General features: G+C 61.6%; 24 protein-coding genes and 1 other RNA gene. 13 read left to right on the plus strand and 12 right to left on the minus strand.

Features of this window, described 5'->3' with window-relative positions; translation table 11 throughout:
* The first annotated feature begins 5 nt into the window (after window positions 1–5).
* Together ssrS and CXQ82_RS29880 are read left to right on the plus strand one after the other, a co-directional pair.
* Window positions 6–184: non-coding RNA, 6S RNA (gene ssrS / locus CXQ82_RS29875), on the plus strand.
* Window positions 185–241: 57 nt separating this feature from the next.
* Complete coding sequence (locus CXQ82_RS29880; protein ID WP_101273885.1) at window positions 242–871, plus strand: 5-formyltetrahydrofolate cyclo-ligase; 630 nt, start codon at window positions 242–244, stop codon at window positions 869–871.
* Window positions 872–878: 7 nt separating this feature from the next.
* Here the strand turns inward: CXQ82_RS29880 and CXQ82_RS29885 are convergent, their stop codons facing one another.
* Complete coding sequence (locus CXQ82_RS29885) at window positions 879–1,028, minus strand: hypothetical protein (protein ID WP_101273509.1); 150 nt, start codon at window positions 1,026–1,028, stop codon at window positions 879–881.
* A 195-nt stretch (window positions 1,029–1,223) separates the two neighbouring features.
* Between CXQ82_RS29885 and CXQ82_RS29890 the strand changes: the two genes are divergently transcribed.
* The 4 genes from CXQ82_RS29890 (at window position 1,224) to CXQ82_RS29905 (ending at window position 6,611) form a co-directional block, all read left to right on the plus strand.
* Entirely contained in the window at window positions 1,224–1,673 is a 450-nt protein-coding gene (locus CXQ82_RS29890; RefSeq protein ID WP_101273510.1) for an EVE domain-containing protein, read from the plus strand.
* Between the two features lie 140 nt (window positions 1,674–1,813).
* Window positions 1,814–2,779, plus strand: coding sequence for an HlyD family secretion protein (locus CXQ82_RS29895; RefSeq protein WP_101273511.1), 966 nt, complete (start codon window positions 1,814–1,816; stop codon window positions 2,777–2,779).
* A complete protein-coding gene (gene rbbA, locus CXQ82_RS29900; protein WP_101273512.1) occupies window positions 2,776–5,493 on the plus strand; it encodes a ribosome-associated ATPase/putative transporter RbbA in 2,718 nt (905 codons plus the stop codon). Before CXQ82_RS29895 ends, rbbA begins: the two co-directional genes overlap by 4 nt.
* Window positions 5,493–6,611, plus strand: coding sequence for an ABC transporter permease (locus CXQ82_RS29905; RefSeq protein WP_101273513.1), 1,119 nt, complete (start codon window positions 5,493–5,495; stop codon window positions 6,609–6,611). Before rbbA ends, CXQ82_RS29905 begins: the two co-directional genes overlap by 1 nt.
* 160 nt (window positions 6,612–6,771) lie before the next feature.
* Here CXQ82_RS29905 and CXQ82_RS29910 read toward each other — a convergent pair whose 3' ends face one another.
* Window positions 6,772–7,179: a flagellar basal body-associated protein FliL gene (locus tag CXQ82_RS29910; RefSeq protein WP_101273514.1), complete on the minus strand. Its 408-nt coding sequence runs from the start codon at window positions 7,177–7,179 to the stop codon at window positions 6,772–6,774.
* Between the two features lie 150 nt (window positions 7,180–7,329).
* Here CXQ82_RS29910 and CXQ82_RS29915 point away from each other — a divergent pair, with 150 nt between their 5' ends.
* Window positions 7,330–8,307 carry an NADPH:quinone oxidoreductase family protein gene (locus tag CXQ82_RS29915; RefSeq protein ID WP_101273515.1) on the plus strand — a complete coding sequence of 326 codons (978 nt, stop codon included), beginning with the start codon at window positions 7,330–7,332 and terminating at the stop codon, window positions 8,305–8,307.
* 292 nt (window positions 8,308–8,599) lie between these two features.
* Complete coding sequence (gene glpT, locus CXQ82_RS29920) at window positions 8,600–9,937, plus strand: glycerol-3-phosphate transporter (protein ID WP_016978960.1); 1,338 nt, start codon at window positions 8,600–8,602, stop codon at window positions 9,935–9,937.
* Here glpT and CXQ82_RS29925 read toward each other — a convergent pair.
* Both CXQ82_RS29925 and CXQ82_RS29930 read right to left on the minus strand, forming a co-directional pair.
* Window positions 9,934–10,587 (minus strand): gamma-glutamylcyclotransferase, encoded by a 654-nt coding sequence (locus tag CXQ82_RS29925; RefSeq protein WP_101273516.1) that lies wholly within the window; start codon window positions 10,585–10,587, stop codon window positions 9,934–9,936. The two genes, glpT and CXQ82_RS29925, sit on opposite strands and share 4 nt — an antisense overlap.
* Window positions 10,588–10,614: 27 nt before the next feature.
* Complete coding sequence (locus tag CXQ82_RS29930; RefSeq protein ID WP_101273517.1) at window positions 10,615–13,002, minus strand: TonB-dependent siderophore receptor; 2,388 nt, start codon at window positions 13,000–13,002, stop codon at window positions 10,615–10,617.
* 327 nt (window positions 13,003–13,329) lie between these two features.
* Here CXQ82_RS29930 and CXQ82_RS29935 point away from each other — a divergent pair, with 327 nt between their 5' ends.
* On the plus strand, window positions 13,330–13,812 hold the full coding sequence (locus CXQ82_RS29935; protein ID WP_101273518.1) for a sn-glycerol-3-phosphate transporter: 483 nt from the start codon (window positions 13,330–13,332) through the stop codon (window positions 13,810–13,812).
* Between the two features lie 203 nt (window positions 13,813–14,015).
* On the opposite strand, the gene CXQ82_RS29940 is transcribed toward CXQ82_RS29935, so the two are convergent.
* From CXQ82_RS29940 to CXQ82_RS29960, 5 genes are all read right to left on the minus strand, one after another.
* Window positions 14,016–14,984 carry a CDP-6-deoxy-delta-3,4-glucoseen reductase gene (locus CXQ82_RS29940; protein WP_101273519.1) on the minus strand — a complete coding sequence of 323 codons (969 nt, stop codon included), beginning with the start codon at window positions 14,982–14,984 and terminating at the stop codon, window positions 14,016–14,018.
* Entirely contained in the window at window positions 14,984–16,450 is a 1,467-nt protein-coding gene (gene ubiD / locus CXQ82_RS29945) for a 4-hydroxy-3-polyprenylbenzoate decarboxylase (RefSeq protein WP_101273520.1), read from the minus strand. The genes CXQ82_RS29940 and ubiD overlap by 1 nt, the downstream gene beginning before the upstream one ends.
* Before the next feature lie 157 nt (window positions 16,451–16,607).
* Window positions 16,608–17,867, minus strand: a complete 1,260-nt coding sequence (gene rho / locus CXQ82_RS29950; RefSeq protein ID WP_003176825.1) for a transcription termination factor Rho — start codon at window positions 17,865–17,867, stop codon at window positions 16,608–16,610.
* Window positions 17,868–18,101: 234 nt separating this feature from the next.
* Window positions 18,102–18,431, minus strand: a complete 330-nt coding sequence (gene trxA, locus CXQ82_RS29955) for a thioredoxin TrxA (RefSeq protein WP_101273521.1) — start codon at window positions 18,429–18,431, stop codon at window positions 18,102–18,104.
* Window positions 18,432–18,552: 121 nt separating this feature from the next.
* A complete protein-coding gene (locus tag CXQ82_RS29960; RefSeq protein WP_101273522.1) occupies window positions 18,553–19,248 on the minus strand; it encodes a FadR/GntR family transcriptional regulator in 696 nt (231 codons plus the stop codon).
* 265 nt (window positions 19,249–19,513) lie between these two features.
* On the opposite strand from CXQ82_RS29960, the gene CXQ82_RS29965 reads away from it, so the two are divergent.
* From CXQ82_RS29965 to CXQ82_RS29980, 4 genes are read left to right on the plus strand one after another with little or no spacing between them, the layout of a single operon-like run.
* A complete protein-coding gene (locus CXQ82_RS29965; RefSeq protein ID WP_017530859.1) occupies window positions 19,514–20,299 on the plus strand; it encodes a transporter substrate-binding domain-containing protein in 786 nt (261 codons plus the stop codon).
* A gap of 14 nt (window positions 20,300–20,313) precedes the next feature.
* The gene (locus tag CXQ82_RS29970) at window positions 20,314–20,982 is read left to right on the plus strand and encodes an amino acid ABC transporter permease (RefSeq protein WP_017736949.1); all 669 of its coding nucleotides are present in this window, start codon (window positions 20,314–20,316) and stop codon (window positions 20,980–20,982) included.
* On the plus strand, window positions 20,979–21,629 hold the full coding sequence (locus CXQ82_RS29975) for an amino acid ABC transporter permease (protein WP_101273523.1): 651 nt from the start codon (window positions 20,979–20,981) through the stop codon (window positions 21,627–21,629). The genes CXQ82_RS29970 and CXQ82_RS29975 overlap by 4 nt, the downstream gene beginning before the upstream one ends.
* Window positions 21,616–22,353 (plus strand): amino acid ABC transporter ATP-binding protein, encoded by a 738-nt coding sequence (locus CXQ82_RS29980; RefSeq protein WP_101273524.1) that lies wholly within the window; start codon window positions 21,616–21,618, stop codon window positions 22,351–22,353. The genes CXQ82_RS29975 and CXQ82_RS29980 overlap by 14 nt, the downstream gene beginning before the upstream one ends.
* Here CXQ82_RS29980 and CXQ82_RS29985 read toward each other — a convergent pair.
* From CXQ82_RS29985 to CXQ82_RS29995, 3 genes are read right to left on the minus strand one after another with little or no spacing between them, the layout of a single operon-like run.
* Window positions 22,325–22,879 (minus strand): hypothetical protein, encoded by a 555-nt coding sequence (locus CXQ82_RS29985; protein ID WP_101273525.1) that lies wholly within the window; start codon window positions 22,877–22,879, stop codon window positions 22,325–22,327. The genes CXQ82_RS29980 and CXQ82_RS29985 overlap by 29 nt on opposite strands.
* Window positions 22,863–25,376 carry a fimbria/pilus outer membrane usher protein gene (locus CXQ82_RS29990; protein WP_101273526.1) on the minus strand — a complete coding sequence of 838 codons (2,514 nt, stop codon included), beginning with the start codon at window positions 25,374–25,376 and terminating at the stop codon, window positions 22,863–22,865. Before CXQ82_RS29990 ends, CXQ82_RS29985 begins: the two co-directional genes overlap by 17 nt.
* A complete protein-coding gene (locus CXQ82_RS29995) occupies window positions 25,366–26,052 on the minus strand; it encodes a fimbria/pilus chaperone family protein (RefSeq protein ID WP_256581950.1) in 687 nt (228 codons plus the stop codon). The genes CXQ82_RS29990 and CXQ82_RS29995 overlap by 11 nt, the downstream gene beginning before the upstream one ends.
* Between the last annotated feature and the right edge of the window lie 111 nt (window positions 26,053–26,163).

Here is a 26,163-nt window from a genome sequence, read left to right on the forward strand (position 1 = left end):
CGCCCCACTCCCTGGCGTGTTTGCCAGTCGGCGATGTCCCTGAGCCGATTCGCACTACCCTGGAAGTTGCACGTTGGGCTGGTGTGCATGTCCGCTAGACGGAAAGCCTTAAAGCCTACTGCATCTTCCACCTTGAACTTTCGGGTTCAAGGGCTAAGTCGACAGCGGCTCTGTCGGGGAGCCTGAATTCCCAAACTCAATGCCAGTCTTCGGACTGGCATTGTTTTATGAGCCGAAAACCATGACCGAACCTGCGCCGCTTTCTCGTCCGCAACTTCGACGCATGTTGCGCAAGGCCCGCCGCGCCCTCACGCCGAGCGAGCAGCACAAGGCCGCCCAAGGCCTGTATCGGCAACTGGCACAGCACCCGCTGTTTCGCCGGGCCAAACATATTTCTTTATATCTACCGACGGACGGTGAAATCGATCCGCGCCTGGTGCTGCGTGCGGCGCAGCGCCGGGGCAAGGCCACCTACCTGCCGGTGCTCAGCGCCTGGCCACGCACCAAGATGGTGTTCCAGCGCGTGCGGCCTGGGGAAAAGCTGCTGCCCAACCGCTTTCGCATCCTTGAGCCACGGGTGAATATCAGCCGGCAACGCAAAGTGTGGGCGCTGGACCTGGTGTTGCTGCCATTGGTGGGGTTCGATGATGCAGGTGGGCGCCTGGGCATGGGCGGTGGGTTCTATGACCGCAGCCTCGCCTACCTGGCCCGTCGCCAAAGCTGGCGCAAGCCGACGCTGCTGGGGCTGGCCCATGAATGTCAAAAAGTACAACGGCTGGTGCAGGCGAGCTGGGATGTGCCGTTGGCGGGCACCGTCACCGATAAGAGCTGGTATATCGCAGAAACGCCGCTGGAATCAGCGGCGCCTTGAAGAAGGGTTAACGCTTGAACGGTTGCGGCTGCTGTTGGGTCAATTCAACAGGGGCTTCGGTCTTGTTCGACCACAAGCTTTGCGCATACCCGGTGGTCACGACGCCCAGACCAAACAAAATCACCAAAATCCATAGTAAATCCGGTTTACGTTGCATCGATTGCCCCCCTTCAGGCACCTCGTACACGATGACAACAACGTTCCAAAGTAGTCCGTTGCAGCTGCGTCAAGCTTTAAAAGCCGGCATTCTGCGGTAACGTGAACCAACACGCAAACCTTGACGCCAACCGACTGTCGGTTTGTCATAAAATTGCCCGACAACTTGCCCAATGCCTTTTTCAGGAGCCCAACAATGGCCTACTGGCTGATGAAATCCGAGCCCGACGAACTCTCCATCAAGGGCCTGGAAAAGCTGGGCGAAGCGCGCTGGGACGGGGTGCGCAACTATCAGGCGCGAAACTTCCTACGCGCCATGGCAGTGGGTGACCAGTTCTTCTTCTACCACTCCAGTTGCCCGGAGCCTGGGATTGCCGGCATCGGAAAAATCGTAGAAGCGGCTTACCCGGATCCTACAGCGCTGGAGCCGGACAGCCACTACTTCGATGCCAAGGCCACCACGGAAAAAAACCCCTGGAGTGCAATCAATGTGGCCCATGTGCAAACCTTCCCCAAGGTATTGGGCCTCGGCTACCTCAAGCAACAGACCGCACTCGCCGAACTGCCCCTGGTGCAAAAAGGCAGCCGCCTCTCGGTGATGCCGGTTACCGCTGAGCAATGGGCGGCGGTACTTGCACTGCGCTGAATGGCAGAACCCTGCGGTCACGCTCCCGGCGCATGCATCTGCACGGGAACCGCGTTAGGCTTGCGCTTCATTTGACCGGTATCAAGGCCCCCCGGGGCAACACCGCTCAAACTAGGATGCTAACGCCGCAGGATGCACCCATGTCGACGAATCACCATCAATCGCGTTTTTTCGCTATCGCACTGCTTGCCCTGTTGCTGGGCGCGGGTGGCTTCGGTTACTGGAAATCCACCCAGGACCGCCTGCCCGAAGGCTTGAGCATGGGCAACGGCCGGCTGGAATCCACCGAAGTGCAGATCGCCGCCAAGATCCCGGGGCGCCTGGCCGAAGTGCGCGTGGACGAAGGCGACAAGGTGCTCAAGGGCCAACTGCTGGCGCGCATGGACACCCGCACCCTCGAGGCCCAGCGCGCCCAGGCTGAAGCCGAGGTGCTGCGCGCCAAGGAAAACTTCGCCGCCGCCGAGGCCAATGTGCAGTTGCGCCAGAGCGAGCAGTTGCTCGCCAACCAGGAACTCAAGCGTACCCAGGAACTGTACAAGCGCGGCTTCGCCAGCAGCCAGTTGATCGACCAGCAGCAGGCGCGTCAGAACACCGGCAACGCCGCCGTGATCGCCGCGCAAGCCCAGGTCAACTCGGTGAAAGCCGCCATCGGCGCTGCCCAGGCCCAGGTGGCGCAACTCACCAGCGAAATCGACGACAGCAGCCTGCGTGCGCCCATCGACGGGATTATCCAACTGCGCCTGGCCGAGCCGGGTGAAGTGCTGGGCGCCGGCGGGCGCGTGTTATTGCTGATCGACCCCGAGGATCAGTACATGAACCTCTACCTGCCGGCTTCCGTCACCGGGCGCCTGACCGTCGGCAGCGAAGCGCGGGTATTGCTCGACGCCCTGCCCGACCAGCCGCTGCCGGCCAGGATCAGCTTTGTCGCGGCCAAATCCCAGTTCACCCCCAAGGAAGTCGAAACCCGCGACGAGCGCCAGAAACTGGTGTTTCGCGTCAAACTGCGCCTCACCCACCCTAGCGCCGTGCCGCAGGCCAAGCCGGGCATGCCCGGCGCCGGCTATGTGCGCACAGCGGATATCGACTGGCCGGCCAACCTGCAATGACCGGCCTGGCGCTGCACGCCACGGGCATCCACCACCGCTACGGTAAGCAACAGGCATTGGTCGATATCGCCTTCAGCCTGCCCGCCGGCACCCGTTGTGGGCTGATTGGCCCAGACGGCGCGGGCAAGTCGAGCCTGCTGGGGCTGATTGCCGGGGTGAAAAAGCTGCAGGACGGCCAGCTCGAGGTGCTCGGTGGTTCCATCGCCGATCGCCGCCATCGCAACAGCCTCTACCCGCGTATTGCCTTTATGCCCCAGGGCCTGGGCGGTAACCTCTACCCCGAGCTGTCGATCAGCGAAAATATCCGCTTCTTTGCGACGCTGTTCGGCCTGTCGAAGGCCGATTGCGACCAGCGCATGCATAACCTGCTGCTGGCCACCGACCTCGCCCGCTTCGCCGAGCGTCCGGCCGGCAAGCTCTCCGGCGGCATGAAGCAGAAACTCGGCCTGTGCTGCGCGCTGATCCATGACCCGGACCTGCTGATCCTCGACGAACCCACCACCGGCGTCGACCCGCTGTCACGTCGGCGCTTCTGGGAACTGGTCGAAACCGTACGCAGCGAGCGCCCGCAACTGACACTGCTGGTAGCCACGGCCTACATGGAAGAAGCCGAGCAATTCGAACATTGCCTGATGCTCGACCGTGGCAAATTGATCGCCGATGGCCTGAGCCGTGAACTGGCGGCGGCCACGCTCAGCGGCAAGCTGGATGAGGCCTTCACCCACTTCCAGGGTGACAGCACCCACAACAATCAGCCGCTGGTGATCCCGCCCCGGGCAAACGCCACCACCGACATCGCCATCGAGGCCCACGACCTAACGCTGCGCTTCGGCGATTTCACGGCAGTGAACAAGGTCAGCTTTGCCATCGGCCGCGGCGAGATCTTTGGTTTCCTCGGCTCCAACGGCTGCGGCAAGACCACCACCATGAAGGTCCTCACCGGGCTGATGCCCGCCACCGAAGGCAGCGCCACGCTGCTGGGCAACCCGGTAAACGCCAAGGACCTGGCCACCCGTAAGCGCGTGGGTTTCATGTCGCAAAGTTTCTCGCTGTATGGCGAGCTGAGCGTGCGCCAGAACCTGGTGCTGCACGCGCAACTGTTCGATTTGCCAAAGGCCGACAGCGGCCCGCGCATCGATGAACTGATCCAGCGTTTCGACCTCGGCGAGGTCGCCGCACAACCGTCCGGCGAACTGCCCCTCGGCCTGCGCCAGCGCTTGTCGTTGGCAGTGGCGGTGCTGCATCGCCCGGAAGTGCTGATCCTCGATGAGCCGACCTCGGGCGTCGACCCGGCCGCGCGGGATGATTTCTGGCGGCTGCTGGTGGAGTTGTCCCGCGAGCAAGGGGTGACGATCTTCCTCTCCACCCACTTCATGAACGAAGCCCAGCGCTGCGACCGTATCTCCCTGATGCACGCGGGCAAGGTGCTGGCCTGCGATACGCCGGATGCGCTGCAACAGCAGTTCCACGGCGATACCTTGGAGGCGGCCTTCGTCACCTGCCTGGAGCAGGCCCAAGGCGCACCCGAACCGGCCAGCCCCGCCAAGACCGTCAGCGAAACAGGCGCGCCACCTGTCAGCAAACGCGGCTTCAGCCTGTCGCGCCTGTTGGCCGTGGCCAGCCGCGAGGGCAAGGAACTGCTGCGCGACAAGGTGCGCATGGCCTTCGCCCTGCTGGGTGCGATGTTCATGATGGTGATCTTCGGCTACGGCATTTCCCTGGACGTGGAAAACCTCGCGTTCGCCGTCTACGACCAGGACCAGACCCCACAAAGCCGCGCCTACCTGGAAGCGTTTCGCAGCTCGCGCTATTTCGCCGAGCAAGCGCCGATCCAGGACGCCAGCGAACTGCACCGGCGCCTGCAACGTTCGGAAATCAAATTGGCCCTGGAAATACCGCCGGGATTTGGCCGCGACCTCTACGCCGGCCGCCAACCCAGCGTGGCCGCCTGGCTCGACGGCGGCATGCCGTTTCGCGCGGAAACCAGCCGTAACTATGTAGAGGCGGTGCACCAGGGCAACCTGCAACAACTGGCCGAACTGAGCAGCCTGCCGCGCAGCAGCCAGGCCGCCGTCAAGCTGGAAACCCGCTTTCGCTATAACCAGGACGTGGTCAGCGTGAATGCCATCGGCCCGGGGGTGATGGCACTGATCCTGGCGTTTATCCCGGCAATGCTGACCGCCCTGGGCATCGTGCGCGAGAAAGAGCTGGGTTCGATCACCAACTTCTACGCCACGCCGCTGACCCGCCTGGAGTTCCTGCTGGGCAAACAGGCGCCGTACCTGGCGGTGAGCCTGGTCAACCTGGCGTTGCTGGTGGCAATGAACCGCTGGCTGTTCGGCGTGCCGTTCAAGGGCAGCGGCTTGACCCTGGCCGTCGGCGGCCTGCTGTACGTGCTGGCCACCACCAGCATGGGCCTGCTGATTTCCGCATTCACCCGCACCCAGATCGCCGCGATCCTCGGCACCATGATCATTACCAGCCTGCCAACCATTCAGTTCTCCGGGCTGATCGTGCCGCGCTCGTCCCTGGAAGGCGCGGCGGCCCTGATGGGCATGCTGTTTCCGGCCGGGCACTTTCTGGACATTGCCGTGGGCACCTTCACCAAGGCCCTGGACCTGCGCCAGTTGTGGCCGCAGTGCCTGGCGTTGTGCGGATTTTTCGTCGGGTTCACCGGGCTCAGCCTGGTGATGCTCAAGAAGCAGGAGGCCTGATGCACAAGCTCGCTCACATCCTGCGCCTGGGCATCAAGGAACTCACCAGCCTGCGCCACGACAGCGTGTTGCTGCTGTTTCTGTTCTACGCCTTCACCGTGGCCATCTATATGCCCGCCGCCGGCTCGGTGATTGGGGTGCACAACGCCAGCGTGGCGTTTATCGATGAAGACCACAGCGCGCTCTCGCGGCAAATGGCCGAGGCGCTGCAGCCACCCGAGTTCCAACCGCCGGCCCCGTTGGCCTACGACCAGTTGGACAAGGTCATGGACAACGGCACCTACACCTTCGTGGTCAACGTGCCGGCGAACTTCCAGGCAGACCTGCTGGCCGGGCGCCAACCTGGTGTGCAGGTGAATGTGGACGCCACGGCGATGAGCCAGGCGTTCATGGGCGCGGGCTATATCGGGCGGATCTTCCAACGCGAATTACTCAACTACAGCGGGCAAGCCAACGCCGCCAGCCAGGCGCCGGCGCTGCTTACGACCCGGGCACTGTTCAACACCAACCTGGAAGGCGGCTGGTTCCTGGCGGTGATCCAGATCGTCAACAACATCACCATCCTCGCCATCGTGCTGACCGGCACCGCACTGCTGCGCGAACGCGAGCACGGCACCCTCGACCACCTGCTGGTACTACCGCTGACCGCGCTGGAGATCATGCTGGCAAAAATATGGAGCAACATGCTGGTGGTGGTGCTGTGTACCTGGCTGTCGCTGGAGGTGGTGGTCAAAGGGCTGCTCGGCGTGCCGTTGGCGGGCTCCTTGAGCCTGTTCCTGCTGGTGACGGCGCTGTACCTGTTTGCCAGCACGGCGCTGGGGATCTTCCTCGCCACCCTCGCCCGCTCCACGCCGCAGTTCGGTTTGCTGGCGATCCCGGTGATCATCCCGATGCTGTTGCTGTCGGGCGGCAGTACGCCGTTGGACAGCATGCCCGAGTGGTTGCAGTGGGTGATGCAGGTGTCGCCGTCGACGCACTTTGTGAGCTTGAGCGCGGCGATTTTGTTTCGGGATGCGGGGGTGAGCGTGGTGTGGCCGGATTTGCTGGCGCTGGCGGCGATTGGGTTGCTGTTTTTTGCAGTGGCGCTGGCCAGGTTCAGGAAAACCTTGGCTTCCTGACTGGGAGGACCGGGCTTGTTGTGGCGAGCGGGCTTGCCCGCGTTGGGCTGCGCAGCAGCCCCCTCCGATTCACCCCATTACATCAGGCACAACCAGCCGTATGGTTTTGGGGCGGCTTCGCCACCCAACGCGGGCAAGCCCGCTCGCCACAGAAACAGGCTTATTGAATGATCAGGTTGTTGAACAACAGGTCTTCCACCACCGGCTTGCCAGTCTCGTCGTTCATCACTTGCTGGGTTTGCTTGAGGGCTTCCTGGCGCAGCTTCTCTTTGCCTTCAACGGTGCTCATGGTCTCGTTGGTCTGCTGGGTGAACAGCGCCACCAGCTGGTTACGAATCAACGCGTCGTTGGCTTTGACTGCCGCAGCCGCCTCGGTACCCGTCACGCGCAGGGCGATGTCGGCCTTGAAAACCTTGAGTTTCGCCGTGCCATCCAGGCCGTAGTTGCCCACGAACGGCGGGCTCAGGCTGATATAGCTGACCTTCGGCGCCTCGCCTTCTTTGGCTTCTTCGGCCTGGGCTGCCATCGGCAAGGTCAGGGCCAGTATCAACAGGATCCACGCTTTCACAGTTCATTCCTCGAATTCGGTTGGCGGGTAGCATAACGCTAGCAAGGCTGAGCACAAGCTTATGGCGACTTATCAGGCCCGGGCATGCTCGTTGACCCACGGGCGTACCCTCCTACACTTATCGGCCACGACGCCAAAAGGAATAGTCCGATGAAAGCTGTGCTGTGCAAAGCCTTCGGCCCCGCCGAAACCCTGGTGCTGGAAGAGATCGCCAGCCCGGCGATCAAGAAGAACGAAATCCTGCTGGACGTGCATGCCGCCGGGGTGAATTTCCCGGACACCTTGATCATCGAGGGCAAATACCAGTTCAAGCCGCCCTTCCCGTTCTCGCCGGGTGGCGAGGCGGCAGGCGTGGTCAGCGAAGTGGGCGAGAAGGTCAGCCACCTGAAAGTCGGGGATCGGGTCATGGCGCTCACCGGCTGGGGCAGCTTTGCCGAACAGGTCGCGGTACCGGGCTACAACGTGCTGCCGATCCCGCCGAGCATGGACTTCAACACCGCCGCCGCCTTCAGCATGACTTACGGCACTTCGATGCACGCGCTGAAGCAACGGGCCAACCTGCAGCCCGGCGAAACCCTGTTGGTACTCGGTGCCTCCGGCGGCGTGGGCCTGGCCGCCGTGGAAATCGGCAAGGCCATGGGCGCCCGCGTGATCGCTGCCGCCAGCAGCGCCGACAAACTCGCGGTGGCCAAGGCCGCCGGTGCCGATGAGCTGATCAATTACAGCGAAACCAACCTCAAGGATGAGATCAAGCGCCTCACCGACGGCAACGGCGCCGATGTGATCTACGACCCGGTAGGTGGTGACCTGTTTGACCAGGCCATCCGCAGCATCGCCTGGAACGGCCGGCTGCTGGTGGTGGGCTTTGCCAGCGGGCGCATCCCGGAGTTGCCGGTGAACCTGGCGCTGCTCAAGGGTGCGGCGGTGGTTGGGGTGTTCTGGGGCTCATTTGCCCAGCGCCAGCCACAGGACAATGCGGCGAACTTCCAGCAGTTGTTTGGGTGGTATGCCGAAGGCAAGTTGAAGCCGTTGGTCTCGCAGTTGTATCCGCTCGAACAAGCCGCCCAGGCGATCAATGATCTGGGGCAGCGCAGGGCTGTGGGCAAGGTGGTGGTGCAAACCCGCTGACCGATGTGAAATGCAAATCCATGTGGGAGGGGGCTTGCCCCCGATGGCAGTGGGTCAGCTACCAATAGGCTGACTGATCCTCCGCTATCGGGGGCAAGCCCCCTCCCACTTTTGATCTCCATATTTCTAAAAATCCAGTAACGACCACTCCTTATCTATTAGCGACATGTTCATAAGAGAACATGCAGTTGCTCTCATTTCCTGTGTTTGCCGCCAAGAGGCGGTGCTATTTTCGGTAACGAAACTGTAACATTCGCATCCGCAGTCAAAACAAGAAATCTGGAGCTCTTGAATGTTTGCTTTCTTTCGTCCTGCCGCGCACCAGGCGCCCCTGCCTGAAGAAAAAATAGACAGTACCTACCGACGACTGCGCTGGCAGATCTTCGCCGGTATTTTCTTCGGTTATGCCGGTTACTACCTGCTGCGCAAAAACTTCTCCCTGGCCATGCCCTACCTGATCGACGAGGGTTACACCCGTGGTGAACTGGGCCTGGCGATGTCGGCAATCGCAATTGCCTACGGCTTGTCCAAGTTCCTCATGGGCCTGGTGTCCGACCGTTCCAACCCGCGCTACTTCCTGCCATTCGGCCTGCTGGTGTCAGCGGGGGTGATGTTCATTTTCGGTTTCGCACCTTGGGCAACGTCCAGCGTGACCATGATGTTCATTCTGCTGTTCATCAACGGCTGGGCCCAAGGCATGGGCTGGCCGCCGAGCGGGCGCACCATGGTGCACTGGTGGTCGCAGAAAGAACGCGGCGGCGTGGTGTCGGTGTGGAACGTGGCGCACAACGTCGGCGGCGGCCTGATCGGCCCGCTGTTCCTGCTCGGCATGGCCTGGTTCAACGACTGGCACGCGGCGTTCTACGTACCGGCCACCGTGGCACTGCTGGTGGCGGCCTTTGCCTTCATCACCATGCGTGACACCCCGCAATCGGTAGGCCTGCCGCCGATTGAAAAGTACAAGAACGACTACCCGGAAGGTTACGACGCCAGCCACGAAGACGAATTCAGCGCCAAGGAAATCTTCGTCAAGTACGTGCTGCGCAACAAAATGCTCTGGTACATCGCGTTTGCCAACGTGTTCGTCTACCTGCTGCGCTACGGCGTGCTGGACTGGGCGCCCACCTACCTCAAGGAAGCCAAGCACTTCACGGTCGACAAGTCGTCCTGGGCGTACTTCTTCTATGAGTGGGCAGGTATCCCCGGCACGCTGCTGTGCGGCTGGATGTCGGACAAGATCTTCCGTGGCAACCGCGGCCTGACCGGTATCGTGTTCATGGCGCTGGTGACCGTGGCGACCCTGGTGTACTGGCTCAACCCGCCGGGCAACCCGATGGTCGACATGATCGCGCTGTTCTCGATCGGCTTCCTGATCTACGGCCCGGTGATGCTGATCGGCCTGCAGGCGCTGGAACTGGCACCGAAGAAAGCCGCCGGTACTGCTGCGGGCTTCACCGGTTTGTTCGGTTACCTGGGCGGCTCGGTGGCAGCGAGTGCGGCCATGGGTTACACCGTGGACCATTTCGGCTGGGACGGCGGCTTCGTGCTGCTGATCGGCGCGTGCATACTGGCCATCGCGTTCCTGATCCCAACGCTGTGGCACACCAACAGTGTCAGCTCGGCGCGTTAATCGCCTGAGCAATCCTTGGCACAACGCTTGAGCCGCGCCTCCAGATTCCTGTCTGGCATGGCGTGGCTACGCAGGGCGTTGACGGTCTGCTCGACATAATCGCGAGTGGTACCGTAACGCCCGCAAGCGCTCTGCAGCACGTGGTTGAGTATCACGTCCGGCAAATTGCCAGCGTAACTGGGCAAGTGCCGCTCCAATACAAACCCTAACGCCTGGACCTGGCTGCCATCTTCAAGACGGCAACTGAGCCAGTGCGGCCGGTACGAGGGGTACGGCATCTCGCGCTGCCACAATGCGTAGAGCGAGGCCTCCAGCTGATCTTCCGGCAAACGGTAGGCAAACCCGCTGCACGAACCCCCGCGATCCAACCCGAACACCAGGCCCGGTAACTCCGGTGTACCCCGGTGCTCGTGAGACCACAGGTACAACCCCCGGTGATAACCGTGGACCCGCGCTCGCACGCGCTCGGTTGAGGAGCATTCAGGGCGCCAGATCAGCGAGCCATACGCAAATAGCCAGACCGGCCCACCCTTGTGCCGGCCCATGGTGGCCTGCATCGAGCTCATTAACTGTTCGTGAGTGAGTTGCGGCCCCAGATCGAGCCGCGGAGGGTAAGCCAATTGCAAAAGATCGGATTCAATGGCGGTCATGGCGAAAAGCGGTGCGCCTCCTGTGTGTTACCAGTTGTAAGCAACTTTACCGTAATAAAACGCGCCGCTGTAACCGTACGGCGAAAAAGTGCTATAGGCCAAATTGCCACCACTGCTGGCGAACGCGTTGACCTTTTCCGGGTATTTGTCGGTGACGTTGTCGCCGCCCAGGGTGAAGGTCCAGTTTTTCAGCTTGTAGTCCGCCGACAAATCCAGCACCCAGGCCGCCTTGAAGGTCTGGTCGTTGACCTTATCCGCCTGGTAGCTGGTGAACTCACCATAACGCACCAGGTTGCTGTGCAGTGCCCAATTGCCGAACGTGAAGTCGTTACCCAGGCTCAACTTGTGCTGCGGCGTGGTATCGCCCAGCAGACCGATGCGCTCGCGACGGTCCACCCGCACCAGGTTGGCCCCCAGGCTATCGAGGATGGCCGGGTTGGCCTTCACGTCGGTGACCTTGGTGTGGTTGTAGTTATAGCCCACCGTACTGTTCCAGCGGATGCCGTTGTCGAACTGATAGCGATAGTTGGCCACCAGGTCGACGCCGTCGGTGCTGGTGTCGGTGGCGTTGGTGAAGTAACGGGCGCTGGTGTAGTTGATGTTGCCGACGCCATTGGCTTGCAGATACGCCTGGGTGGCCGCGTCCAGGTTGAGGTTGGACGACAGGCTGATACGGTCGCGAATGTCGATGCGGTAGACATCGACCGTCAGGGTCAGGTCATCGGCAGGCTCCAGCACCAGGCCGAGGCTGTAGTTGCGCGACTTCTCGGCCTTGAGGTCTTCGGCGCCGAGCAGGCGGGCGACCTGGCTGCTGGCCGGGAAGGTGCCCGCGTCGCGGATTTCGCTGCCAATCAACTGGGACGACGTGAACGCAAAGTTCTGCTGGGCCAGGGACGGCGCGCGGAAACCGTTGGAAATACTGCCGCGCACGGCCACCTGCGGGGTGAAGTCGTAGCGGGCCGACAGCGAGCCGCTGACGTTGGAGCCGAAGTCGCTGTAGTCCTCGTGGCGCACGGCGGCGGAAGCGCTGAGTTTTTCGGTGAAGTTGGTTTCCAGGTCCAGGTATTGCGCCCAATTGTGGCGCGAGCTGCTGCCGGCGTCCGCATCTCGGAAGCCGCCCAGGCCGGAACTGCCAGTCTGGTAGTAAGACGCTGGCTCGCCCGCTTCGATCTCATAGCCCTGGTGCAGGTATTCACCGCCAAAGGCCACGGATACCGGGTACGGCAACCAGCCCACGTCGAACTCACGGGACAGGTCCAGGCTGACTTGCTTCTGGTCGTTGCTCAAGGTGCCGTTGTCGAACTTGCGCGGCGTGGCCAGGCCCAGGGAGGTGTTGATGGTTTCGGTGCTCAACTCGTACTGATTCTTGCCGTAGTTGGCCGACAGGTCGTAATGCCAGTCGTAGGCCAGTAACCCACGCAGGCCCACCACCAGCGACGTGTCTTCGAGGTTGCCCTTGATCAGCGGCAGGTAGCCGTTGGGGTTGAGCGCCGCGATATTGTTGGACGCATTGCTTGCCCGGTAGAACGCTGCCGTCTCTCCACGGCGCTTGCTGTAGCCGCCAAAGGTGTAGAACTCAGCCGAATCGTTGAAGGAATATTCGGAGTTGAACTGGAACTTGCCCTCATTGGTAGCCGGCTCGCCTTGGCGGAATACCTGCTGCCCATAGGTAGTGGAGCCTACGCTGGCGGTTCGGAAGTCTTTACCGGCTCGGTTGGTGTAGTCGTTGTCGGCACCTTCGCCCGACAGGTTGATAAAGCCATTGTCGCCCAACGCCAGGCCGGTATTGCCGCTGAGGTTGCGCTGGATGCCGTCACCCTTCTTGTACTCGCCGAATTTGCTCGAGATCGAACCGCCATGGTCAGCGTGCTTGAGGATCACGTTGATCACCCCGGCAATCGCATCGGAACCGTAGCGCGCGGAGGCGCCGTCGCGCAGTACTTCGATATGGTCCACCGCCGACAGCGGGATCGCATTCAAGTCTGCGGGGGCCGAACCCCGGCCCACCGCGCCACCGAGGTTGACGAATGCGCTGGTGTGGCGGCGTTTGCCATTGACCAGCACCAGTACCTGATCCGGCGACAAGCCACGCAACTGCGCAGGGCGCACCAACTCGGCGCCGTCCACCAGGCTTGGGCGCGGGAAGTTGATTGACGGAATCAGCCGTGCCAATACCGCACCCAGCTCATCGGAGCCGGTGCTGCGCAGGGAATCACCGGAAATCACATCGATCGGTGACAGCGACGCGCTGGCGGTGCGCTCCTGGGCGCGGGTACCGGTGACGATCACGGTGTCGAGTTTAGGTGCATCGGCGGCGGACGTTTCGGCCGCAAAGACTGGATTGAAACCTATGGCGGTCAGCAAATTCGCCGACAAAATCGCCGTGTACAGCGCGTGTTTCTTGTAGCTCCCCATACCGCTCCCCTTGAAATCAAAACCAGGACGTCATGTCCTGAGTTCATAAGATCGATCCGGCTGGCGGGCGGTGGCGGTCAGTTGTCTGTTGTTGGAAGAAGATCGGTAGTCCGTTGAGATATAGCTTAAAGATATTTATGTAACAAATTAAATACCTTTAAGGAATAAGCGAAAGCATAAGCGCGGCGACCCTTTCGTCAGGATTGCCCACGCCAATCCCGATAGTTTCAGCCCCGGTTCAGCCTGGGAACGCGCCTAGCCGTCAAAATGGCGCACACACCACGACCCACCTAGCCGCCCATCAAACCGACTATCGAGGTCGCACCCATGAAAAAATGTCGACTGCCCGGCCTGCTGTTCCTGGCGCAGGCCACTACCGCGCTGGCTGGCGAAACACCGCCTGCCGATGACGACAAAGGTTTCTGGTACGCGCAGACCAGCGTCTACACCCGGCACTTCGCACCCGACCCGCAGCACAATAACAACCAGGACTTGATCGGCCTGGAGCGCAATGAGGCGTCAGGCCTGGTGTATGGCGGGGCGACATTTCGCAACTCGTTCAGCCAGCGCTCGTACTACGCCTATGCGGGCAAGCGCTATGACCTGGCGGACTATCCGGCGTATCTGAAGCTGACAGGCGGGGTGATTCAGGGCTATCGCGGCAAGTACCGCGACAAGATCCCCCTGAACCGTTTCGGCGTGGCGCCGGTGATCATTCCGTCGGTGGGCACCCATTACGGGCCGGTGGCGGCGGAGCTGGTGTTGCTGGGGTTCAATGCGGCGATGGTCACCACGGGTGTACGCTTCTAATGCTGACACGGCCCCCCCCTGTGGCGAGCGGGCTTGCCCGCGTTGGGCTGCGCAGCGGCCCCAATAAGCTCGCTGCGGGGTATCAGGTATAAACCGGTCTTAGGTTTTGGGGCCGCTGCGCGGCCCAACGCGGGCAAGCCCGCTCGCCACAAAAGCCCTCTTGCCACAAAAAAGCCCGCTTGCCACAGAAGCCTGCGCCCGGATTAAGGGCGTGGTGCGTAGGCGAATACGTCGGCGCGCATCTGGTGCGCGTCCATGCCCGCCTCGACCAGCGCGTCCAGGGTGCCGTAGATCATCGCCGGTGAGCCGCTGGCATAGACGTGCACGGCCTTGAGGTCGGCGATGTCTTCGCACACGGCTTCATGCAACAACCCGCAACGGCCTTCCCAGCCACACAGGTCGCTGACCACCTTGTGCAGGAACAGGTTGGGCAGTTGCTGCCATTGGTCCCAGTGCTCGAGCTGGTAGAAATCTTCCGGACGACGCACGCCCCAGTACAGGTGCACCGGGTGCTTGAAGCCAGACGCGCGGCAGTGTTCGATCAGGCTGTGCATCTGCGCCATGCCGGTGCCGGCGGCGATCAACACGAGCGGGCCGTCCGGCAGCTCGGCCAGGTGAGTGTCACCAAACGGCAGCTCCACACGCGCCATCTGGTTGCGCTGCAGTTGCTCCAGCAGGCTGCGCGCGCTGTCTTCGCGGGCGAGCACGTGCAATTCCAGCTCGCGCCCGGCATGGGGCGCCGAGGCCAGGGAAAACGCGGATTTCTCGCCGTTCTCGCGTTCGATCATCAGGTATTGCCCGGCGTGGTAACGCACCGCCTTGCCAGCCGGGGCCCGCAAGCGCACGCGCCACACATCGCCACCGACCTCCACACACTCACTCAATTGGCACGACAACTTGCGCAACGGCAACTCTCCCGGCGCCAGCACGCCATCCCACAACACAATGCAATCTTCCAGCGGCTCGGCGATGCAGGTGTAGAACTCACCGTGGTCGCGCACCTCGCCGGCTTGCTGCACCCGGCCCTCCACCAGCAGCGCCGCACACACGTGGCACACGCCATTGCGACACGCCTGGGGGCATTCGTAGCCCAGGCGGCGCGCGCCTTCGAGGATTCGCTCGCCGGGGACCAGCTCCAAAACGGCGCCGGAAGGTTGCAGGGTTACACGCATCAATCTATTCCCAATTCTTTCCAGATCGCATCGACACGCGCCATCACGGCTTCGTCCTTGACGATTACCCGGCCCCACTCACGGGTGGTTTCACCCGGCCATTTATGGGTGGCATCCAGGCCCATCTTCGAACCCAGGCCCGACACCGGCGAGGCGAAGTCGAGGTAGTCGATCGGCGTGTTGTCGATCATCACGGTGTCGCGCTTGGGGTCCATGCGCGTGGTGATGGCCCAGATCACGTCGTTCCAGTCCCGGGCGTTGATGTCGTCGTCGGTGACAATAACGAACTTGGTGTACATGAACTGTCGCAAAAACGACCACACACCGAGCATTACCCGCTTGGCATGGCCCGGGTACGACTTCTTCATGGTCACGATAGCCATGCGGTACGAGCAGCCTTCCGGCGGCAGGTAGAAGTCGGTGATCTCCGGGAATTGCTTCTGCAGGATCGGCACGAACACTTCGTTGAGCGCCACGCCGAGAATTGCCGGCTCATCCGGCGGACGGCCGGTGTAGGTGCTGTGGTAGATCGGCTTGATCCGGTGGGTGATGCGCTCGACGGTGAACACCGGGAAGCTGTCGACTTCGTTGTAGTAGCCGGTGTGGTCGCCGTAAGGGCCTTCATCGGCCATTTCACCGGGGTGAATCACGCCTTCGAGGATGATTTCGGCGGTGGCCGGCACTTGCAGGTCGTTGCCACGGCACTTCACCAACTCGGTGCGATTGCCGCGCAGCAGGCCGGCGAAGGCGTATTCGGACAGGCTGTCCGGCACCGGGGTCACGGCGCCGAGGATGGTGGCCGGGTCGGCGCCCAGGGCCACGGAGACCGGGAACGGCTGGCCGGGGTGTTTTTCGCACCACTCACGGAAGTCCAGCGCACCGCCACGGTGGCTCAGCCAACGCATGATCACCTTGTTACGGCCGATCACTTGCTGGCGGTAGATACCGAGGTTCTGGCGGTCCTTGTTCGGGCCTTTGGTGACGGTCAGGCCCCAGGTGATCAGCGGGCCGACGTCGCCGGGCCAGCAGGTCTGCACCGGAAGCATCGCCAGGTCGACGTCATCGCCTTCGATGACAACCTCCTGGCACACCGCATCCTTGACCACCTTGGGCGCCATGGCAATGATCTTGCGGAAGATCGGCAGCTTCGACCAGGCATCCTTCAGGCCCTTGGGCGGCTCGGGCTCCTTGAGGAAGGCCAGCAGCTTGCCGATCTCGCGCAGCTCGCTGACCGACTCGGCGCCCATGCCAAACGCTACGCGCTCGGGGGTGCCGAACAGGTTGCCGAGCACGGGGATATCAAAGCCAGTCGGCTTCTCGAACAGCAGCGCCGGGCCCTTGTTGCGCAGGGTACGGTCGCAAATCTCAGTCATTTCCAGCACCGGGGAAATCGGCATCTGGATACGTTTCAACTCTCCGCGCTGCTCAAGTTGCTGCACGAAATCCCGAAGATCCTTGAATTTCATTAACCATGCCACCCGTAAAATAGGCGTACATCCTACCTGCTCTGGCGCTGGCTGGCAGCTTATCGCGGTGCATTTGGCTGCCATTGGCGCTTAAAAAGCCGGCGAAAAAAAAATGGCGCCCCTGAGGGCGCCATTTTTTCGGACCTGAAGCGGCGTGTTACTTGCGCTTCATCGACAAGAAGAACTCGTCGTTGGTCTTGGTGGTTTTCAGCTTGTCGATCAGGAACTCGATGGCAGCAACTTCGTCCATCGGGTGCAGCAGCTTGCGCAGGATCCACATGCGCTGCAGTTCGTCGTCGGCAGTCAGCAACTCTTCGCGGCGGGTGCCGGAACGGTTGATGTTGATGGCCGGGAACACACGCTTTTCAGCGATGCGACGGTCCAAAGGCAGTTCCATGTTGCCGGTACCCTTGAACTCTTCGTAGATCACTTCGTCCATTTTCGAGCCGGTTTCAACCAGCGCGGTGGCGATAATGGTCAGCGAGCCGCCTTCTTCGATGTTCCGCGCGGCGCCGAAGAAACGCTTCGGCTTCTCCAGGGCGTGGGCATCGACACCACCGGTCAAGACCTTGCCGGAGCTTGGGATCACGGTGTTGTAGGCACGGGCCAGACGGGTGATGGAGTCGAGCAGGATCACCACGTCTTTCTTGTGTTCGACCAGGCGCTTGGCCTTCTCGATCACCATCTCGGCAACCTGCACGTGGCGGGTTGGCGGCTCATCGAACGTGGAGGCAACCACTTCGCCGCGCACGGTGCGCTGCATTTCGGTTACTTCTTCCGGACGCTCATCGATCAGCAGCACGATCAGGTGAACTTCAGGGTTGTTACGCGCGATGTTCGCTGCAATGTTCTGCAGCATGATGGTCTTACCGGCTTTCGGCGGCGCAACGATCAGGCCACGCTGGCCCTTGCCGATCGGGGCGCACAGGTCGATGACACGACCGGTCAAGTCTTCGGTGGAGCCGTTACCGGCTTCCATCTTCATGCGCACGGTCGGGAACAGCGGGGTCAGGTTCTCGAAGAGAATCTTGTTTTTCGCGTTCTCGGGACGATCGAAGTTGATCGTGTCGACCTTGAGCAGGGCGAAATAACGCTCGCCTTCCTTAGGAGGGCGGATCTTGCCAACGATGGTGTCACCGGTGCGCAAGTTGAAGCGACGGATCTGGCTCGGCGAGACGTAGATATCGTCTGGGCCGGCAAGATAGGAGGCGTCTGCAGAGCGGAGGAAGCCGAAGCCGTCCTGGAGAATCTCCAGCACGCCATCACCGGAGATTTCCTCGCCGCTTTTCGCGTGCTTTTTCAGCAGGGAGAAAATCACGTCCTGCTTGCGCGAACGGGCCATATTTTCTATGCCCATTTCTTCGGCCAGTTGGAGCAGGTCGGTAATCGGCTTTTGCTTGAGTTCAGTCAGATTCATATAGGAATGACGTAATCATTTATGGAGGGGGGAAATTAAGCTTTTGGCTTAATGAGGCCGCGCCGCAGAGAAGGCGACAGGATCGCGTACTAATCGAAAAGGAATGCGTCGGCGACGGCTTGCAGGGGGCAGTGGAGAAACCAGTGCGGGGCCGAATGTACCACCTGAGTTTCGGAGCGTCTAGCCCTGTTTCACGAAAAAGCCCCGCTATTTGCGGGGCTTTTTTAACGACGTTTAGATGTTCGCGTCGAGGAATGCAGCCAGTTGCGACTTCGACAGCGCACCTACTTTAGTGGCTTCGACGTTGCCGTTCTTGAACAGCATCAGCGTAGGAATACCGCGCACGCCGTGCTTGGCCGGGGTTTCCTGGTTTTCGTCGATGTTCAGCTTGGCAATGGTCAACTTGCCTTCGTAGGTAGTTGCAATGTCGTCCAGAACAGGCGCGATCATTTTGCAAGGGCCACACCATTCAGCCCAGTAGTCAACCAGAACCGGGCCTTGAGCCTTGAGTACTTCGGCCTCAAAGGTCGCGTCGGTGACGTGCTTGATAAGATCGTTGCTCATGGATGTCTCCGGATTGTAAGCAAAAAAAACGTGGCCCATCATAGCCGCCCTTCCCCCGTTCAGGAAGCCGCCTCTGATTGAGTCTTGCTATGGCGGTGCATGAGTTTGGGTATAGCCCAATTCAGGGCGTTACCGGAGTCACGAAGGCGATACCGGTACGCAATGCCGCATTGCGCACGTGCTCCTGCATGGTTTTCTGCGCCGCCGCGCTGGCCCGACGGGCAAGGGCGCGGAGGATCTTGCGGTGCTCCTGCCAGGTTTCCATGGCCCGCTCCGGCCGGATGAACGGTAGTTTCTGGCTCTCCAGAAACACCTCAGCGCTGGCGCTCAGGATACTCACCATCGCCTGATTACCGCTGGCCAGCAGGATGCACTGGTGGAACTCGAAGTCCAGCCGCGCAGCCGCCTCGAAGTCACCGGCCTTGAGTACCTTGCGCATCGCCTCGACATTGTCCTCCAGGCGGTCCAGCTCATCGATGCTCAAGGTTACGGCCGCCAACCCCGCCGCAAACCCTTCAAGGGCGTAGCGCAACTGGAAGATATCCAGCGGCGTGGCCTGCGCCGCAAACGGCCAGGCAAACCCCGGTGAATCCTCCGCCGCTTGCACAAACACGCCTTTGCCCGGCTGCACGCTGACCACACCCAAGGCACTCAGGGACGACAACGCCTCGCGCAGCGACGCCCGGCTCACGCCCAACTGCACCGCAAGGTCGCGCTGGGACGGCAGTGCGTCGCCCGGCCCGAAGCCCTGCTCTTTGATCAGTTTGCGGATGGCCTGCAGGGCCGCTTCCGGTACGGCTTGGGCGATGGAATTCATAAAAGTTTCAAGGTTCCAGTCAACTGAACGGCTAGTTGTAAAGCTATTCGCAGCCGGCGGCAAGCCACGCCCCAAAGGGGCTCGCGCGGTTTTACCGGCGCTCGAAAAGGGTGCGAAAAACTCAATCACTGTTCAGACCAGTAAGACCACTGCAGCTCAACAAACTCCAGCATTGCAGGCCATTCGTAGCGTGCTGGCATGGGCTGTGCAATCACGCAAGGAAGTCAAATCCAGAAAATCCCTTCGCCCTTCTCGGAGAGTTGCCATGACCAAGCGCTACAGCGCCCTGCTTACTGCCCTGTTTGCCAGCCTGATGCTGAGCCAGGCACCCGCCCAGGCCAACGGTCTGGACGACATCGTCGCCCGTGGCACCCTCAAGGTCGCCGTGCCCCAGGACTTCCCGCCCTTCGGCTCGGTCGGCCCGGACATGAAGCCACGCGGCCTGGACATCGACACCGCGAAGCTGCTGGCTGACCAACTCAAGGTCAAGCTGGAACTGACCCCGGTCAACAGCACCAACCGCATCCCGTTCCTCACCACCGGTAAAGTCGACCTGGTGATTTCCAGCCTGGGCAAGAACCCTGAGCGCGAGAAAGTCATCGACTTCTCCAAGGCCTACGCACCGTTCTACCTGGCCGTGTTCGGCCCGCCTGACGCCGCCATCAGCAGCACCGACGACCTCAAGGGCAAGACCATCAGCGTGACCCGTGGCGCCATCGAAGACATTGAGCTGACCGCCGTGGCCCCCAAAGAGGCAACCATCAAGCGCTTCGAAGACAACAACTCGACCATCGCCGCCTACCTGGCCGGCCAGGTCGACCTGATTGCCAGCGGCAACGTGGTGATGGTGGCCATCAGCGAACGCAACCCGAAACGCGTGCCGGCGCTGAAAGTGAAGCTCAAGGACTCGCCGGTGTACGTGGGCGTGAACAAGAATGAGCCGGCGTTGCTGGAGAAGGTCAACCAGATCCTCGTCGCGGCCAAGGCCGATGGCAGCCTGGAAAAGAACGCCATGCAGTGGCTCAAAGAACCACTGCCTGCTGATCTGTGACGCGGAGCTGACTGATGGCCTATCAATTCGACTTTGTGCCGGTGCTGGCCAATACCGATCTGCTGTTGCGCGGTGCGCTGTTCACCCTTGAGCTGACGGCTATCGGCGCCATCCTGGGGGTGGCCCTGGGCACCGTCGGTGCCGTGGTGCGGGCCTGGAAGATCCAGCCGTTTGCCTGGTTCTTCGGCGTGTATGTCGAGTTGATCCGCAATACGCCGTTCCTGGTGCAGCTGTTTTTCATCTTCTTCGGCCTGCCCTCCCTGGGGCTGAAGATCACTGAGTGGCAGGCCGCTGTGCTGGCGATGGTGATCAACCTGGGGGCCTACTCCACCGAGATCATCCGCGCCGGCATCCAGGCCATCCCGCGCGGGCAACTGGAAGCCGCCGCCGCATTGGCGATGACACGCTTCGAGGCGTTCCGCCACGTGGTGCTGCTGCCGGCGCTGGGCAAGGTGTGGCCGGCCCTGAGCAGCCAGATCATCATCGTGATGCTCGGCTCGGCGGTGTGTTCGCAGATCGCCACCGAAGAGCTGAGCTTTGCCGCCAACTTTATCCAGTCGCGCAACTTCCGCGCGTTTGAAACCTATGCCCTGACCACCCTGGTGTACCTGTGCATGGCGCTGATGATTCGCCAGTTGCTCAACTGGATCGGCCGCCGGTTTGTGATGAGGAACAGCCGATGAGTGATTTTTCCTTCTGGGACATCGTGCGTAACCTGGCTACCGGCCTGCAATGGACCCTGTTGCTGTCGCTGGTGGCCTTTATCGGCGGCGGCGTGATCGGTTTGCTGGTGATGACCATGCGCATCAGCAAGAAAGCCTTCCCACGCGGTGTCGCGCGCACCTATATCGAACTATTCCAGGGCACTCCGCTGTTGATGCAGCTGTTCCTGGTGTTTTTCGGCATCGCCCTGCTGGGGGTGGATATCTCGCCCTGGCTGGCAGCGGCGATTGCCCTGACCCTGTTTACCAGCGCCTACCTCGCCGAAATCTGGCGCGGCTGCGTCGACTCCATCGCCCACGGGCAATGGGAAGCCTCGGCCAGCCTGGCGTTGAACCCGCTTGAACAACTGCGCTACGTGATCCTGCCCCAGGCGCTGCGGATTGCCGTCGCGCCTACCGTGGGCTTCTCGGTGCAGGTGGTCAAAGGCACCGCCGTGACCTCGATCATCGGCTTCACCGAACTGACCAAGACCGGCGGCATGCTCGCCAATGCCACCTTCGAGCCTTTTATGGTCTACGGCCTGGTGGCGCTCGGTTACTTCCTGCTCTGCTACCCCTTGTCCCTCAGTGCGCGCTACCTGGAAAGGAGACTGCATGCCTCTGCTTAGAATTTCCGCCCTGCATAAGTATTACGGCGATCACCACGTACTCAAGGGCATCGACCTGACGGTTGAAGAAGGCCAGGTGGTGGCGATTGTCGGCCGCAGTGGCTCCGGCAAGTCCACCTTGCTGCGCACCCTCAATGGCCTGGAATCCATCAACGACGGCGTGATCGAAGTCGATGGCGAATACCTCGACGCCGCCCGCGCCGACCTGCGCAGCCTGCGACAGAAAGTCGGCATGGTGTTCCAGCAGTTCAATCTGTTCCCGCACCTGACGGTGGGCGAAAACGTGATGCTCGCACCGCAAGTAGTGCAAAAAGTGCCCAAGGCCAAGGCGGCCCAACTGGCCAGGCAGATGCTGGAGCGCGTCGGGCTGGGAGAGAAATTCGATGCCTTCCCCGATCGGCTGTCCGGCGGCCAGCAACAGCGGGTTGCCATTGCCCGCGCCCTGGCCATGTCGCCCAAGGTGCTGCTGTGCGACGAAATCACCTCGGCCCTGGACCCGGAGCTGGTCACCGAAGTGCTCAGCGTGGTGCGCCAACTGGCCAAGGACGGCATGACCCTGATCATGGTGACCCACGAAATGCGCTTTGCCCGGGAAGTGGGCGACAAGCTGGTGTTCATGCACCAGGGCAAGGTGCATGAAGTGGGCGACCCCAAGGAACTGTTCGCCAACCCCAGGACGCCCGAGTTCGCCAACTTCATTGGCTCGGTGGAACAGCCAGGCTGACCAGTTCGAAACTGCCCAGCCCCTCCAAGGACGTCTCGTTGCGTACGTCCAAGGCGTCGGCGGGCAGCTCAGTGTCAATATCGACCTGGACCGTCAAGCGCTGGCCTACCACCGGCAGGCCTGCCGCCCGCGCCACCAATGCCTGCCCGGGCAACAACTGCCCGCTGGCAGGCTCACCGGGTAAGTGCGCAACCGCCCACCCCACCGCACGCCCATCCACCTGGGCATGCCTGAGGCTCAGGCGAAAGCGCCCCTGGCGGCCAAATCGAAAGCCCTCTTGCCCATCGGCGGCAGCCCCGACAAAACGCAGCGCCATTGCAGCAGGCTCAGCGCAAAAAACGTTTACGTTCAACGAACGCGTGCCGAGCGTAATAGCAGCGCTTTCGACGAGCACCTCCCTGCGAATGGCACCATAGTCGATGCGCGACTGGCTCACCGACAGCCGACAGTTTTCTGCACGCACGTGCGGCACAGCCAGCAGCGTGCAGAGCACTGCCAAGCACAGGATTTCAAGCTTGGCGGCCATGGCACACCGCCGACGTGGTTTCGTAGAACTTGTCATTGTCAGGCTTGGCCTCGAGGTCAATGCGCAATTGGCAGGTCGATGAGTCCGGTAACAAAACCCGCAAGTTTTGCGACTCCTCGATGTCGTTCAGGAAAATCATGCCCTCACCCACCACGCTGGTCAGGAAGCGATCGCCTTTGCCGAATACCGAGGCACCCTGTGGCAACGACTGGCCTTGCGGGTCATGCGCGGTGAGCAGCACACGGCGCACCTTCACCACCTCAAAACCCACGGCATTGAACGACCCGCGCCCCGCAGCCAGCACCTGGGTGCCGTTCCTCAGGTCAACGCGCTTGGGCAAGGACTGGGTCTGCACTTCGACCCGGCTGTTGGTGTAGGCCGGCAAGCCTGCGATCACCGCTTGCCCACGGAAGTCCGTCCACACCGGGCCTTGTGGGGTCTCGACTTTCACAGAGCCGATATCCCCTACCGAAACAATACCGAACGTGTCCTGCACGGTATAAGGCGAAAACGTCAGCCCGCGTTCATGAGCCACTACGCCGCCTTGCAGTTGCCCGGTATAGCTGTTGCCCAAGGGGCCATGGCTGACCCCCAGACCGACCCGGGTATAACGTGGCAGCAGGTTCACCTGCGCACGCGCAGACTGCTCCCGCGTCCTCAGGTCGCGTTCGACCCCTACCTCATAGTTCACAGACTCATTGACCTGTTCGCTGAGCGCTGTACCTGCGCTGAACTGGTCGCCACGGCGGCTGGTGTAGCTGCTCACACGACGGTCCCTGCCCAGGGGCACGTTGACCTGCAGCCGCACGGAAAGGTCGTTGTCCACGGCTCTGTCGCGCCGGTTGCGGTCATGGGTTGCGCGAGTACCACCGACTTGCGAATCGGCGATCAACGCAACATCGGCGCGGCTGAATGACTTGTTCCATGAGGCAAACACGTGCTCGCTCGTTTGCCGGTCAAACTGCGAACTGCGCGTATAGCCCATGGAGAACACCCCCAGTGAGGGATCAGCCCAGCTCAGGCCCGCCGTGTACTGATTTTTGAAGCGCGAATCCAGTACATCAGCCGTCAATGAGCGGCCCGCCTCGATGACCTCACGATAACCCCGAGTCTGGGCGGTAGCGCTTAGGTTGACGTCGACATTGGCATAAACCGGGCTGCTTGCCGACACGCTGCTGCGCGACCCGGCCACGGCCTTTTTGCTATCTCGGGACATGTTATGACGCGCGCCCACGGAAACCCGCTGGAAAAACACGCTGGCAAGGCTGCCACCCGCCGACCAGTATTCATCGGTGCTCAGCACGCCTAGACCCGCGGACGAATCGCGCCCCAGCCCCCACGTGCCACTACCCATGGCAACCACCGATGAGGGGACGTCTTCGCGCGGATTTTCGCGCAGCTTGCCCAGTGAAAAATAATAGCCAGGCGCTGTCGGCACCGCCCCTGCGAAAGAAGCGGCCGGTACCACAAAACTGCGCCTGGCACCCCTTACATCAATCACGCTGACTTCAAGGTCGCTGGTGCCATTGAGCAAAGGCAAACCAGTGAGTCGAAAAGGACCTTCGGGCACCAGCGTGCTGTGGATCAATACGCCGGACTGGCGTACCTCAATTCGCGATTGGCTCTGGGCCAGGCCTTCGACCACGGCATTGTTGCTGTTCGCGGCCGCACGTGATTGGCCATCGGGGGAAAACTGCACACCGGACAACTGAATACCACCAAACAATGGGTTGTTACTGGAAAGTTGGCCTGTCTGGAAAGTCGATTGCAACGCGGCAATATCCCGCTGGGCATAGGCGTACAAGTGTTCGGTACGGGCCTTGCCGTTGTCAGACACATAGAACTGGCGGCTACGCACAATCCAGTCCTCAAGGTTGAAGCCCGCCTCGGTATAGGCCGACACAAACCGGCTCGGCCCATTGCGCGAGTGGCTGTCGAAACCCAGCACGTCATAGTTGAACAATGCCGCCGCCCCGCCCCGGGAAAAATGCCCGGTCTCCCACTGGGGCTCACGCAAGGACTGGGTCGGCACCACCAACGCCACTTCATCCGTGCCGGGGCGCAGCCTCACCATCGCCGTCGGGAACGCTCCCAGGAAGTCATGGCAGGCCTGGGCCGGTGCGGCACCTTCGCGAGTAACCCCACTGGGTTTCACCAACCCGGCTTTCTCCAGCAACCCTGGGGTGAAACACAGTTGGCCCGCCTGGTCGAACCGCGCATCCACCAGCCCAAGCGGGTTTCCATTGACCCGCAGCCCCACCACCTGCACGCCTTCGCGAAAGCGCGGGGCGCTGCGAAAGTAGTCCGATACCTTGGGGTCAATCCCATGGGCGGTCAGCGCCGCGAGGTCGAAGCCCTCGCCAAGCTCCAACGCCGGCGCAAGGCCAGGCAAGCTCCAAAGCGTCGCGAACCCGATAAACAACGTGGGCCTGCACTGCCAAAAGGGTGCCGCAATACCGTCACTCGACGGGCACGTCTTGAGCCGATCACCCCTCATCGGTAGTGATCGGCGCGCGGTAGCTGTCCACCGAAAACCCATAGACCGTGGCCGGTTCAATCCTGACCTCGGCAACGCCGCCCAGCGGGCTGTCGACCTTCACCGCCAACGCCTCGCCCGGCAAGATGTAGGTACGCGGTAACATCGCCATGAGGCCTTGCGGCAGCAATTGCACAGCCGGCGCCAGGCGCACGACATAGGCGCTGTCGTTATGCACCGTAAGACGCTCCCCCACGCGCCTCCACTTCAACAGCTCCCACGGGCTCTGATGCCGAGGCAGCCCTTGCGGATGCAGGATCAGCGGCAGATTCTGTCGAAGCGTGATGCCGATGGTCGCACCGCCTGCAGTGCGCGCCTGAGGGATACCTTCGAAAGACACGCGCTTAAGCCGTTGAGTCTTGAGCGGCTGCTTTGAAGTGCCGATGAAACGCACCAATTGCGTATCTCCCGCCTCCACACGCGTGATGGGCGGTGTGACAATCAGTAGCGGCTCGAGGTCCTCGGGTATGTTTTCGACCACCGAATGAAGCAACGCCGGAGCGGCATCGGTATTCTTGATGTTTAGTGTGGCTTCGCCGTCTTCCTCATAAAGCACTACCACGGTGGTTTCCGGCTGCATGCCGTCCGCCACGGCAACAGCGGTAAAAAAAACACAAAGGCTCGCCCCCCACACCAACGCACTACTTATTATAGAAAGACCACGCACTCAATATTCCCCACAACCGATGAAGTTACCTATTGGCCGTCATGCGCCCACAGAAAACAGCCCACAAGAAGTGATCAGTTT

Origin of the sequence: Pseudomonas sp. S09G 359, assembly GCF_002843605.1 — a bacterium.
GTDB lineage: Bacteria > Pseudomonadota > Gammaproteobacteria > Pseudomonadales > Pseudomonadaceae > Aquipseudomonas.

Excerpts from the sequence above, each read along its gene's own strand:
- CXQ82_RS29880 (WP_101273885.1), top strand. The coding sequence starts at position 242 with ATGACCGAACCTGCGCCGCTTTCTCGTCCGCAACTTCGACGCATGTTG.
- CXQ82_RS29885 (WP_101273509.1), bottom strand. The coding sequence starts at position 1,028 with ATGCAACGTAAACCGGATTTACTATGGATTTTGGTGATTTTGTTTGGT.
- CXQ82_RS29890 (WP_101273510.1), top strand. The coding sequence starts at position 1,224 with ATGGCCTACTGGCTGATGAAATCCGAGCCCGACGAACTCTCCATCAAG.
- CXQ82_RS29895 (WP_101273511.1), top strand. The coding sequence starts at position 1,814 with ATGTCGACGAATCACCATCAATCGCGTTTTTTCGCTATCGCACTGCTT.
- rbbA (WP_101273512.1), top strand. The coding sequence starts at position 2,776 with ATGACCGGCCTGGCGCTGCACGCCACGGGCATCCACCACCGCTACGGT.
- CXQ82_RS29905 (WP_101273513.1), top strand. The coding sequence starts at position 5,493 with ATGCACAAGCTCGCTCACATCCTGCGCCTGGGCATCAAGGAACTCACC.
- CXQ82_RS29915 (WP_101273515.1), top strand. The coding sequence starts at position 7,330 with ATGAAAGCTGTGCTGTGCAAAGCCTTCGGCCCCGCCGAAACCCTGGTG.
- glpT (WP_016978960.1), top strand. The coding sequence starts at position 8,600 with ATGTTTGCTTTCTTTCGTCCTGCCGCGCACCAGGCGCCCCTGCCTGAA.
- CXQ82_RS29925 (WP_101273516.1), bottom strand. The coding sequence starts at position 10,587 with ATGACCGCCATTGAATCCGATCTTTTGCAATTGGCTTACCCTCCGCGG.
- CXQ82_RS29930 (WP_101273517.1), bottom strand. The coding sequence starts at position 13,002 with ATGGGGAGCTACAAGAAACACGCGCTGTACACGGCGATTTTGTCGGCG.
- CXQ82_RS29935 (WP_101273518.1), top strand. The coding sequence starts at position 13,330 with ATGAAAAAATGTCGACTGCCCGGCCTGCTGTTCCTGGCGCAGGCCACT.
- CXQ82_RS29940 (WP_101273519.1), bottom strand. The coding sequence starts at position 14,984 with ATGCGTGTAACCCTGCAACCTTCCGGCGCCGTTTTGGAGCTGGTCCCC.
- ubiD (WP_101273520.1), bottom strand. The coding sequence starts at position 16,450 with ATGAAATTCAAGGATCTTCGGGATTTCGTGCAGCAACTTGAGCAGCGC.
- rho (WP_003176825.1), bottom strand. The coding sequence starts at position 17,867 with ATGAATCTGACTGAACTCAAGCAAAAGCCGATTACCGACCTGCTCCAA.
- trxA (WP_101273521.1), bottom strand. The coding sequence starts at position 18,431 with ATGAGCAACGATCTTATCAAGCACGTCACCGACGCGACCTTTGAGGCC.
- CXQ82_RS29960 (WP_101273522.1), bottom strand. The coding sequence starts at position 19,248 with ATGAATTCCATCGCCCAAGCCGTACCGGAAGCGGCCCTGCAGGCCATC.
- CXQ82_RS29965 (WP_017530859.1), top strand. The coding sequence starts at position 19,514 with ATGACCAAGCGCTACAGCGCCCTGCTTACTGCCCTGTTTGCCAGCCTG.
- CXQ82_RS29970 (WP_017736949.1), top strand. The coding sequence starts at position 20,314 with ATGGCCTATCAATTCGACTTTGTGCCGGTGCTGGCCAATACCGATCTG.
- CXQ82_RS29975 (WP_101273523.1), top strand. The coding sequence starts at position 20,979 with ATGAGTGATTTTTCCTTCTGGGACATCGTGCGTAACCTGGCTACCGGC.
- CXQ82_RS29980 (WP_101273524.1), top strand. The coding sequence starts at position 21,616 with ATGCCTCTGCTTAGAATTTCCGCCCTGCATAAGTATTACGGCGATCAC.
- CXQ82_RS29985 (WP_101273525.1), bottom strand. The coding sequence starts at position 22,879 with ATGGCCGCCAAGCTTGAAATCCTGTGCTTGGCAGTGCTCTGCACGCTG.
- CXQ82_RS29990 (WP_101273526.1), bottom strand. The coding sequence starts at position 25,376 with ATGAGGGGTGATCGGCTCAAGACGTGCCCGTCGAGTGACGGTATTGCG.